5 protein-coding genes are annotated in these 11,009 nt (G+C 55.2%); 3 read left to right on the forward strand and 2 right to left on the reverse strand.

All coding sequences use genetic code 11. The features are described 5' to 3' along the window. Nucleotides 1–36: 36 nt before the first annotated feature. Both SV7mr_RS01440 and SV7mr_RS01445 read left to right on the forward strand, forming a co-directional pair. Complete coding sequence (locus tag SV7mr_RS01440; protein ID WP_145268543.1) at nt 37–732, forward strand: RNA polymerase sigma factor; 696 nt, start codon at nt 37–39, stop codon at nt 730–732. After that, the gene (locus tag SV7mr_RS01445; protein WP_145268545.1) at nt 729–6,017 is read left to right on the forward strand and encodes an MG2 domain-containing protein; all 5,289 of its coding nucleotides are present in this window, start codon (nt 729–731) and stop codon (nt 6,015–6,017) included. Before SV7mr_RS01440 ends, SV7mr_RS01445 begins: the two co-directional genes overlap by 4 nt. Before the next feature lie 115 nt (nt 6,018–6,132). Here SV7mr_RS01445 and SV7mr_RS01450 read toward each other — a convergent pair whose 3' ends face one another. Then, nucleotides 6,133–7,191: a hypothetical protein gene (locus SV7mr_RS01450; protein WP_145268547.1), complete on the reverse strand. Its 1,059-nt coding sequence runs from the start codon at nt 7,189–7,191 to the stop codon at nt 6,133–6,135. A 384-nt stretch (nt 7,192–7,575) separates the two neighbouring features. Continuing rightward, nucleotides 7,576–8,031 (reverse strand): ribonuclease HI, encoded by a 456-nt coding sequence (rnhA, locus tag SV7mr_RS01455; RefSeq protein ID WP_145268549.1) that lies wholly within the window; start codon nt 8,029–8,031, stop codon nt 7,576–7,578. A gap of 312 nt (nt 8,032–8,343) precedes the next feature. Here rnhA and SV7mr_RS01460 point away from each other — a divergent pair, with 312 nt between their 5' ends. Next, nucleotides 8,344–10,689 carry an SHD1 domain-containing protein gene (locus tag SV7mr_RS01460; protein ID WP_145268551.1) on the forward strand — a complete coding sequence of 782 codons (2,346 nt, stop codon included), beginning with the start codon at nt 8,344–8,346 and terminating at the stop codon, nt 10,687–10,689. The last annotated feature ends 320 nt before the right edge of the window (nt 10,690–11,009 follow it).

An 11,009-nucleotide genomic window follows, 5' to 3' on the forward strand; every position in this document is an offset into this window, starting at 1 on the left:
CGTGTTTGCAAAGGCTGCAGAGGTGTCAAACGGTTGATGAATTCCCATGAACCCACCGTCGATTCATCCAACTCTGACGCTCAAGGCGAGCGACTGGAGCAGCTATTCGATGCGTGTAGTGGTGAATTGATGGGAACGGTGTATTACCTGGTGGGCAATCGCGAGGATGCTCGTGATGTCCTGCAGGAAGCGTTCCTGAAGTGTTGGCATCGTCGCGATCAGTTGGAATCGGTGGGGAACCTACGTGCTTGGGTGTTTCGAGTCGCCTTGAATACGGCTCGGGATGTTCGCAAAGCTGCCTGGAATCGCCGCCGTAAACCACTCAATGAATCACTTGTCACCGGAACGAATTCCAGACCGCCTGCAGGACGCCGCCCCGCCACTGATGCGGCCGCTTCTGCAGACGATCGACTGGGTGAAAGCAGCGGTTCAGAAGAACGCTCGTCAAGCAGTCGATCCGCTTATTCCCCGCGGCCCTACGAGGACCTTGCCATGGTTTCCGCACAAGACAGCCCGCCGGAGGGCTTGATTCAGTCGGAGGAGCTTGCCTTGTTGCGGCAAGCAATCGCTCAGTTGCCAGAGCAACAGCAGCAGATCTTCCTGCTTCGCCAAAACGGTGACATGACCTATCAGGAGATCGCTGAAGCCATCGGCCAGCCGCTGGGGACCGTCAAAACTCGCATGCGTTCGGCCCTCGCGACGCTACGTCAAACCATGGGAGGCCAGTCATGAACCCGCAACCTAACCCTTCCCAGTTGTCTGATGATGACCTGCAGCAACTGCTGTTGGAATTGCACTATGGTCTGTTAGAGGACCAAGAGGCTAGCGAATTGCGCCACAGCATTGCAACGGATTCGCGATACGCGGCATTGTGGGCGCAGACTCTGCAGGCGGCCGACAAGATTGCTTGTGCTGCAACGGTCCCCAATGATCAACCCGTCTCTGCACAAGCGGCTTCCGAAACTGGCGCACTTGATCGCCTCTCTGCCCCGCAAAAGAGTCCCGTTGTCAGTGATGCAACGGAACTGAAATCCAGCGAAGTCAATCACACGGCGGTTGACCACTCGGTTGCGTCTTCGGCAACTCCGCACGAGTCGGCTGATTTGGCTCTCTCAGCGACCACCGCCTCAGCCACCGTTGATCTTGACGGTGATGTCGTTATCAGAAGCAGCCTGAAGAGTTGGTTGGTGTATCTGGCCGTCGCGGTTTGCTTTGCGGTGGTGATTCCAACGGTCAATCTGTTGCGGGCAGCGCCCGAGAAGCCTCACAGACAATTTCGCGTCGCCATGGAATCTGCCGCCGGCCCCGACTCAACGACGCGCAACCGGTTCTATGTCACCGTTTCGCCAGCTGATCAAGCAGTTAAGCGTTCCGCTTCGTCCACTGGATCAGTCAGTGGACTGCCCTTGGTGCCAGCATCGATCTCGTTTCGTGTCCTCGCCAACGGAGCTGTGCTCTTTCGTGGGGAAGTCTCAACAGAGGATGGCCAGCCAGGGAAGATTGTGATTCCAGATTCGATTGCGATTCCCAGCAATGCGACGTTGCACATCGATGCGTCACCGAATCAAGACGATGGCGAGACGTATCAGCTGGAGATCCCTTTGGAGCCGACTCGTTGTTTGACGTTTCTCTCGACCGATCGCCCCGTTTATCGACCTGGTGAATCAATCTACTTTCGTTCGGTCACTCTGAACCGTCAGTTGCTTCCGCTGGAGAGTGAGGTCCCGATCCGCTATGAACTGTATGCACCGGATGGTTCTTTGGTCTCAGGTTCGATCAGCGATGGTGTGACGGAACGCGGCGTGGGCAATGGGCAATGGGTGTTGGCTGCAGACGCCAGCGGAGGCACCTACATCTTAAAAGCCAAGAGCCTGGACGATAGTTTTCCAGAACAGTCCTGCCAGGTGGAAGTGCGTCGTTATCGCGCGGTGAAACTAAAGACCGACCTGGAGTTCAAAAAACGCTCTTTCGCTGCCAGCGACCCCGTCAAGGCAGAACTCTCGGTGCGCCGTGCCGATGATTCCATCCCAGCGGGAGCCGCCGTGGAGATCAAGGCGACGCTCGACGGAGCGACGATCTATCAATCCAGTGGCCATTTAGATACCACAGGGGAAATCGCCATCGAATTCAGTCTCCCCGAAACCATCGTGGATGGTAAAGGGACCTTGGCTATCGTGATCCATGATGGTGCTGTCACCGAAACCGCCGCGCGACCCATTCCAGTTCACACGGGGAAAGTCCAAGTCGATTTCTTCCCTGAGGGCGGATACTTGGTCGGTGGCTTAGCCAATCGCGTTTTCTTTACCGCTCGTGATACGGATGGAAAACCAATTGAAATCAAGGGAGACTTGCTCTCGCAGTCTGGCCACGTCGTCGCCAAAGCCCAGACCGTGCGTGATGGCATGGGGCGGTTTGCATTCAAGCCTCAGGTCGGCCAGCGTTATCAACTTCGAATCACCTCGCCCCAGGGAATCACTGAGCATCCTTGGATGCAGGCCGCAGTGAACGACAGGCCAGTGCTTGATGCCGGTGTGGGCGTCTTTGAAAGTGATGCGCCTTTGGAGCTGAATGTTCGTAGCACCCGACAACGGACGTGTATCGTGCGAGCGGTCTGCCGAGGCGATTTGATCGGTGTGCAAACAGTGGATCTGAAGATAGGTGACAACCGCTTGGTCATGCCAGTGCGTGATGGGGCAGCAGGAGTGGTCCGAGTCACGGTCTTGGATACCGATCAGCCGCAAGCGAAGCCGCTCGTTGAACGACTGGTGTTCCGGCGCAGCGATGCGGTGCTCAAGGTGACCGCTCACAGCGATGATCAGCAATCCGTTTTCGCTCCAGGCCAGTCAGTGGCGATGACGATTAATGTGACGGACCAGTATGATCAGCCCGTTTCCGATGCGGTGTTAGGAGTTCGTGTGGTTGATGATGCGGCGCTAAGCCTGCAGACCACCGAGACCGCAAGCTTGGCAACGTATTTCATGTTGACCAGCGAGATTGAAAAGCCAGAAGACTTAGAGCACGCAAACTTCTATCTAGATGATTCAGAGGAAGCGACGGTTGCGGTTGACCTGTTGTTGGGCACGCAAGGTTGGCGACGCTTTGTTAGCGGTTCACCAGACAAGTTTGATGAAACCTTCCGAGCGGCACTCATTCGATTGTTGAAACTCAATGGTCCGCGGCATCTAGGTCGGCCAGCAGCGGTCGATAACGCAGCGTCCCTGTCCCAACAGTGGGCTGTTTATCATCAGCGTGCCGGTTTGCATTGGGAGGAATTTGTCCGAAACCTTCAGCTTTGGCTAGCGTTAACCCTGATCGCTTGGTTGATCGCGTTTGCTTGTCGGCCTCGTCGTTCGGTTGTGACGTCGGCGCTGTTGCTGATGATCTGTGTCGGGCTGTTGCTGCCCCTTGGTTGTGCAGCACAGTATGAAACGGCATCGCCAGCACCTGACGATAGGGCTACAGAAAGTGCAGTCGATCAATCCGTTTTCTTGGAAAGCGAAGAGAGAGCGGATGCGACCGCCAAGGTGATGCCGACTCGTGACCGTGGCGGCGACAATGCTGGCGCTGCACCGGCCGATCCATTTGGTCCGCTCGGGGAGATGCCATCGGCTGATAGCCAAGCCGGTCAAGCTCAGCCAAGTGAGTCCGCTTCTGAAGCCGCTCCTAAGAGTGACGATCCATCCGAAGCATCGTTTGCCGACCGAGTCATCAATCTCTTGACTGGCAAGGACGACGATCAAGATCTGCAGTACACACAGTTGTCAAATCAACAACTGCGGCAGCTTGCTGAAGCTCGCGGCATTGACGCTCAGCAGCTCGCCGATCGATTGATGGAGGAAATGCGATTCCCGATTCGTCAGTACAGCCATCTGCGCGAGAAGCAAAGCACAGGCGTCCGCAGCGACTTCGCCGAAACCCTGTGCTGGAATCCACTGATGGTCACTGATGCGAGAGGGACCGCCGTGATCCGGTTTGATCTGCCAGATTCCATCAGCCAATTCAAAGTTGCAGTCGATGCTCATTCGGCGACTGGCCAACTGGGCAGTGGCGGAGGGCAGGTGATGACAAAGATTCCGCTGCAAATCGATGCCAAGTTGCCTGTCGAAGTCACGGCGGGGGATCGGATTGATTTGCCGATTGGCTTGGTCAATGGAACGTCCCGAGAGACTGATCTACAGGTCAAAATTGACGTTGGCGATGTCGTGGAAGCGGAACAAGAAACTTTGCCAACCCGTCTGGCCGCGGGGGATCGCAAGACCGAGGTTGTGTCCCTGAATGTGATTTCTCAGCCACAGGTGACTCGGTCTTTTATCACTCTGTCGGCCGCTGAGCAATCTTCTGTGGACGGATCCAAAGCACTTTCAGATACCGTTCGCCGCAGTTTAAGAGTCGTTCCTGTTGGGTTCCCATTTGAACGATTCCAAGCTGGCAGCTTGCAGGCCGATCAGGGTGTTGTAATCGAGGTGCCTGGCGGTGTGGTGGATCACTCGCTTGCTGGCACGGTCAATGTTTATCCCAGCACACGCAGTCAGTTGAGCGCAGGCCTGGAAAGTATTCTTCGCACGCCGCACGGTTGCTTTGAACAGACTTCAGCTTCCAATTATCCGAATGTGATGGCGCTGCAGTTGATGCTGATCGATGGAACGGCTGGTCACGCGACCAAGCTTAAGGCTCTGTCATTGTTGCGTCGTGGCTATCAGCGACTGATTAGCTATGAATGTTCACAGCTGGGATTCGAATGGTTTGGTCATGATCCCGGTCACGAAGCGCTGTCAGCATTTGGATTGATGCAGTTTACCGAGATGGCATCACTCATTGATGTGGACCAAGAGATGCTGCAACGGACACGCAAATGGCTGCTCAGTCGGCGCGATGGCCAGGGGAACTTTCAACGCAACCCTCGGCATCTGCACAGTTGGTCGGCAAGTCAAGAACTGGTCAATGCGTACATCTTGTGGGCGCTCAGTTCGGCTGATCTTGCCGCCAATGAATCGCTGCGGGTCATGCCGCAACTCAAACGCGAACTGACGCGTATGAAGAGTGTCGCGTTAGAATCCGAGGATGCGTATCTGATCGGCCTTTCCGCGATTACCCTGGGCAATCAGCAGGATAAACCGGCATTGGCGACGCTACTGAAGATGCTTTCCTCTCTGCAGCAATCAGATGGAAGTCTCGAGGGGCAAACCACGATCACCAATAGTGGTGGTCGGTCGCGGATCGTGGAGACGACGGCGATTGCTCTGATGGCGTTCATGCAGGACCCCGCTTATTATCCACAGGCCAAGCAGGCAGCGCAGTGGTTGATTGATCATCGCCAAGGCGGTGGTTTCGGGTCAACTCAAGCGACGGTGTTAGCGTTGAAAGCACTGACGGTGGTTCACAAGCTGATCGTGGGCCCTGAAGGAGGCAGCATTGATGTGCTGTTGGCCGGCGAGACTGTCGATCAGATCACATGGCAAGGACGTCCTGGTGAGTCCATCCGTTGGGGAATTCCCCGCCATATTCTGGCCAAATTGAATGCTGATGATCAGGCAACTCTGCAGCTTCGTTCGCAGCAGTCAGCCGCGATCTCCTTTGACGTGACTTGGACCGGTCGGACCACCAAGCCGCAAAGCGACCCTGGGTGCCCCTTGGCAATCAATGTCAGTTTGGGGGAACCGGTGGAACAGAACGTCCGTGTCGGAGAAGCCATTGACGTTGTCGTCGAGGTGGCCAACGGACGCGATCAGGGACTGCCGATGAGCATCGCCGTGATCGGTTTGCCCGGTGGCTTGGAACCAGTGAACGAATCGCTGGACCAGCTAAAGGAAGCAGGGGAGATCGATTACTATGAGCGCCGCGGACGTGAAATCGTCTTCTACTGGCGCAGCTTTGATGCCAAGCAACATCGAAAGCTTCGGTTCGCAACCATCGCTCAGATCGGCGGCAGGTACGCTGGACCACCCAGCCGAACGTACCTGTATTACACCGCCGAGTCCAAGCAATGGCATCAGCCATTGGTTGTCCAAATCAAGTGACCTCGATGAGGTCGTTGACCGCCGCCCGCTGATTGTTGACGATCTGACAACAGTGACTGAACACAGGCAACCGGTGCTGACAAAGGGTGTCGCAGCGCCGGTCGCTTGATTCACGTTAACGTTGGCGTCCGCTTGGCGGTTGCCCAGCACCGCGACCGTTGGATCGGATCGAGTCCACGCTCGGTCGGCCTGGGAACACGTTCTGCATCCGTCGTCGTCGTTCTTCCAATTCACTTTCGCGGCGCTCATTGTCGCGGCGCTGGCGATCCAATTCCTGTTGCTGGCGACGTTCTGCTTGACGACGCAGTTCGTCCTCTTGGCGAGCCAAGTCACGGTCACGCTGTTGTAGAACATCACGTTGCTGCTGTTGAGCGATGCGGAAGCGATTCTCTTCGGCAGCACGTTGTGCCAGCAATTGGTTGTTGAAACGCTGTTCCTGTTCTCGAGTGCGGTTCAGTCCGTACTGTAGTGCAGGGCGCGGTCCGAAACTGTCCGCTCGGAACGTCGGGCTGTAACTGCTTCTATAAAATGGGTCAGGGTTAACGCGGATTCCATGTGACGAACCAAAACTGACGCTCAGTCCCAGTCGAGGCGAGCTGATCTGAACGGAAGGGCGGCAACTGCTAACGACGACCGGTCGCACAGGTGGCGTCACGCAGATCGGCCTTGGAGCGCACATCGGTGGCTGTGGTGCGCAGATCGGTTGTGGTCGGCAAATTGGTGGCTGCGGTGGGCACGCCGGTGGCGCCAAAGCGAGTCGAGCGTATTGTTCCATTGCGGCGACGAACCTGTCACCAGCTTGTAGCACGTCGCACCAGCGATCATGCAGGCAGGGTTCGCAGGTGAACCAAGGGCGCCGCGTGATGCAGCGGTCGATTTGTTCTTGCAAGTCAAACGTCTCAGACGCTTCATCGCACAAGCGTTGAAAACGTTCTGGATGTCGTGCAGCACTGCGAAGCCGACTGGTTTGGTCTTCCAGGCAGTCCACCAAGCGTCGGTCGTCGCGACTTGAGTGACGGTTGCGGAAAACCTGACGTTCGAACTCCAGCACGGCGTCACGGTAGCAGTCAGCAGCTTCGTAGACGCAGTCATCGTAGCCAGCCTGTGCACGGTTGAAGGCAAACAGAGACGCGAACAACACTGCGGCGGCACTCATCAAGCGTGAAAGTTTCATCGGGCTCTCCTGGATTGGGTCAGTCACTGAGGTTTAGTGCAGTGAGTTCAGATCACTACTGTCAGCAAGCTCGTTGAAAGCGGGGAGGCCAACACGCTTGCTGATCTGAAATCATCAAGAGGCATCCCGTGTGCCAATCATCCGACGAAAGAACAAGAAGTAGTCGTAAGGTCCTTGTTTGCTGAGGGTTATGTAGATTTCGGTTTGGGTGGATCCATTTCCGCGACGTCATTTTGACAACACGCTGGTTCCGTAGTGATCATTTTGATGACGTGTCAATTGCGCAACAGTGTCGGCGTAGACTTCGCAGTGGTTGCGGCGGAGTGATCAGGATCTGGGGTGGCCAGGGGCGTCTTGTTCAGGATTCGCACCAGCGAAAGCAGGTTAGCTGTTAACGTTTTTCTTTAGATAGCGTTGATAGGCTGCGACGGCAAGCTTGTCGCAGCGTTCGTTTTCAATGTGTCCAGAGTGTCCTTTGACATGCTGGTAGTTAATGGTGTGAGTTTCGACCAGTTTGTCGAGTTGTTTCCAGAGGTCGACATTCTTGACTTCACCGGATTTCTTTCGCCAGCCATTTTTCTTCCAGCCTTTCATCCAGGATTGCATGCCTTGCAGGACATAAGAGCTGTCCGCAAACAGTGTGACGTTGCAGGGTTCCTTCAGTGCTTTGAGTCCTTCGATGACGGCCGACAGTTCCATGCGGTTGTTGGTTGTTTCCGGCTCGCCTGCGGAGCGTTCCAGTTCCTTTCCCGTTTGGTTGCACCGGAGGATAAACCCCCAACCGCCTGGTCCCGGATTTCCGCTGCATGCTCCGTCGGTAAATAGTTGAACTGATTTCATTGCAGAGGCACTTGCCGTTAAAAGGGAGCAGGTTGTTGTGGTGTTCAGAAGTTGAAGCTTGCCGCAGGAAGCGAGGCAGAGCTTCACAAGCATCCTGTGGTGACGAGTTTTTGGCAACCTTGATTGGATGGAAGTGAGTCTGATCGGGTTGAGATACCGAGGGGATTCTTGGTGCTTTTTTGCGTGCGGGAGCAATTGGGGAGAGATCCGATTTAGTAATTGAGAGCGGCTGTGGGTTTGGTAGACTAGATTTCTTGCTCTTCACCAAATCATTCATCGCAAAGTCATCTGCTCAGGATCTTGGAGCTTGAAATGAAGTCTTCATTGTTGCCTCATCTGCTGTTGGGGTTTGTCTCGGTTGTTGGCATGATCGCAGTGGCGCCTGTGCAGTGCGCGTTAGCTGAAGATTCATTTGTGAAGGCACCCGATGGGGTTGTCAAATACAGGCTGTCGAACTTGACGGTAAAAGAAGACGTTCGGGGGAAGTACTTTTCGTTTGACTACAAGAGAACCGCCGAGGGCGAAGGGACGCCACAGTTGCGGTACCGGACCAAGCGTGGAGTGTCGCGAGTGAGTGGGTTGCCGATTCGGATTGATGAATCGGGCGATTTTCACTTGCGTGATATGTTCGCCAGGACACGGACGATCCTTAATGGCGGCGACGACGAGTTTGCGATTGAGTTTTTCTTAGTGGCTGATGTCGGTGTTGGCGAGAGCTTTCTGGTTTCTAACGTCGTCAGCAGCGGCAAGTTGGGAAGTCGTTTGAAGGTGCGGCAGCCCAGCGAGGCCGATCGGCAACGGATTGCGGCATTGAGGATTGCCAAGTTACCGCCGCGAACGGTTCCTGCCGGTCATCATCGTTCGAATGCGACGACGAGTTTGGTTCCTGGGACGCCTTGTCTGTATGGGATTGCAGGAGACTGGAAGCCCGGGGTCTTTGTTGCGATTTCGTCTCCGTCCTACGTCAAGGTGAAGCCTGCGGACTCGGATCGCTTGCGGGTTGTCAAGCGGAGTGAGTGGTTAGCGATTTCTGATGAAGACCTCAAGGCACAGCAAAGCAGTCCTGGTCAGTACAAGCTTGATTTTCAGGTTTTGGAGGGCAGCTATTTGGTGCTTCCGAAGGGCTACAATCCCATAAGCGCTGAGCAAGAACTTGTAAAGGGGACGCCATTGCGTCGCGAGTATCAATCGGAATGGCAGGATGTGTTTTTTCTTGCCAAGGAGCCTGCTGCTGCAAGGGTGTTGGTGCGAGATTCACGGGGAGCCAAGGTCGAGTTTGTGCCGTATGGAAAGTTGGCAATCAGCCAGCAAGCTTTGGAAGGGCAAAGCGTGGCGGTGACCAAAGAGAAGTTCGCGAGCTTTGTTGCTGATGTTGCTCAGTTGAATGTTGGTAGGGCGTCGATGGAAAGTGGGGCAGGCTTTTCGAATCGCGCGGCGTCTTCTTCACCGGCAACAGCCAGTTCGGGTGCCAATCCGTTTGGGGGTTCAGAAGTGAAGCCTCCGCGTTTGGGCCCCTTGCGAACGTGGCAAGATCAATCGGGCAAGTTCAAGATTCGGGCACAGTTCGTCCGCCAAGAGGGAAGTGCTGTGGTGTTGAAGCGTGAAGACGACCGGACTATTTCCGTTCCGATCGATCGCTTGAGTGGAGTTGACCAGGAGTATCTTGCCGAGCTTGACGGAAAGATGGGAGATGAGTCTGCGTCACCGTTTGAGGATGATGTGGACGTCTCAGGTGTTGCTGCGGTTGATTACTCAAAGATCATGCAGCCTGTCGCTCGGATCACGGATCTTTCTTGGGGAGCGAAATCGGTTGCAATTTCGCCGAGCAACAAATTGTTGATGATTGGGCGAAAAGCGTCGTGTGCTTCGTTGTGCGAGTTGCCCAGTGGCAGAATGCTTGTCGATTCGGGTCGGATGGAGCACATGGGTGACATTGGAGTGTGCGCGTTTACGCCCGACGGTAAGGTCCTGTTGATGGGCGGTGCGAAGGGTTTGGTGGAAGTTTATGCGGTTGCTCCTGACGGGAGTCTGAAGTTAAAGAAGCAGCATCAGGTTCATGGGGCGGAGGTTACGGCGATGAGTCTTTCGGCCGATGGTCGTTTTGCCCTGACTGGGGCGGCGGATAAGGGGGCCAAGTACTGGGAGATTAGCTCAGGGCAGGTGCGGGGTGTGATCGCTGATTTTGCTGGCAAGATTAAGGCGACTCGAATTGCACCGTCGGGGTATGAGTTGATGGTGACGGACGGCAAGATGTTGAAGGTGTATTCAACCAATGAGAGTGCTGTGGTGAAGACGCTTGAGGTTGGGCGTTCGCATGTGTCGGGGCAGGCAGCAGCGATTAGTCCCGATGGCAAAATGCTGGCAAATGGCAATGCGTATGCGATTGAGTTATGGGATCTTGAGCTTGGTGCCAAGGTTGGTGTGCTTGAAGGTAAAGAGATCAATTGGTCGATGCGTTATGGTCCAGACGGTCGGCATCTTTTTGCCGGAGGGAATGGAGTGATTCGAATCTGGGACTGTCAGCGTCGCGCGAAGGTGCAGGAGAATGTTATTGGCAAAAGCTTTTATGTGCAGAATTTGACAGTGAGTCCTGATGGTTCGCTGGTTTCTGCGCCGTGTGAGTTTAGTGCAGTGGTTGTGCTGAAGGCTGGCCAGTGAGGAAAGCAGGGCATCGGTGTTTGTAAGTAGTTGGGAGGGATGATGAATCCTAGCGTCTCGCAACAGGGTGCGAGCGGGGATGAAACCGCCGTCACGACCGTCCGTGTTTGCTTGTTGACTTTGGGGTTGGCAGGCGGGATTCCTCGCGTGGTTTCTGAAGGTTGTTGCAACTCATGCTGGCGGTCGGGGTTGAGTTGCAATGTGGGTTGTTCTGTCGCGGTGCGAATGCCGCTTGTGATGTCCGTATGATTTTGCGTCGCAGTGTGGTGTATCATTTCTTTCACGGGGACAGTCCCGCGCCTCTCATTTCGTCGGATTGC

Source organism: Stieleria bergensis (assembly GCA_007745635.1).
Taxonomy (GTDB): Bacteria; Planctomycetota; Planctomycetia; order Pirellulales; family Pirellulaceae; genus Stieleria; species Stieleria bergensis.